Raw genomic sequence first — 682 nt, forward strand, 5'->3', positions numbered from 1 at the left:
CGGCGGGCCCTTCGTTGACCATAAAGCCACGGGTTTCCCACTCCAGCTCGGGGATGGTCAGCAGTACCGGTTCGCCGGCGATGGCATCGGGTGTGTCCATCGGGGCGATATACAGATTGGAGTTACCCGGAATGCCGTTCTGCTTTTGTGCCCAGACGTAGTAGAGTTGGTCTTTATGGGTAAACGTTGTGGCATCCAGACAGAAGGTATCCATGCCGGTGTCGATCTGCTTGGGTTCGGTCCACTCACCTTCGAGCGGGTTAGCGGCGTCGGTGCTGACCACGTACATGCGATGCTGGAACAGCCCGTCTTTGATTTCCCGGGTCGGTGCCGCCGCGAAGTAGATGTACCAAGCCCCCTGATTGAAATGGATTTCCGGTGCCCAGATCAATTCGCTGAACGGGCCTGTATCCGGCTTGTGCCAGACGGCCACGCGCTCCGCGTCAGGCAGCTCGGCAATGGTTTTGGCCCGACGCAGCTCCAGCCGGTCGTAGGCCGGCACCGAGGCGGTGAAATAATAATAGCCGTCGGTGTGTTTGTGGATATAGGGATCGGCGCGTTGTTCGATCAGAGGGGTGAGCAGTTCGGTCATTGTTCTCTCCAGGGTGTTGTCATGGCAACATGGTATTCATTAAATCGAGGCGGTTATGGCGGATGCCGCAGTTGGCGTAGGGCGGATAAG

1 protein-coding gene is annotated in these 682 nt (G+C 57.9%); it reads right to left on the reverse strand.

Annotated features, from left to right (window positions below):
- On the reverse strand, nucleotides 1-592 hold a 592-nt coding region (locus B3520_RS11900), incomplete at its 3' end, for a family 43 glycosylhydrolase (protein WP_286876122.1).
- Between the last annotated feature and the right edge of the window lie 90 nt (nucleotides 593-682).

The organism is Marinimicrobium sp. UBA4509 (assembly GCF_002388575.1).
GTDB classification, from domain to species: Bacteria; Pseudomonadota; Gammaproteobacteria; order Pseudomonadales; family Cellvibrionaceae; genus Marinimicrobium; species Marinimicrobium koreense.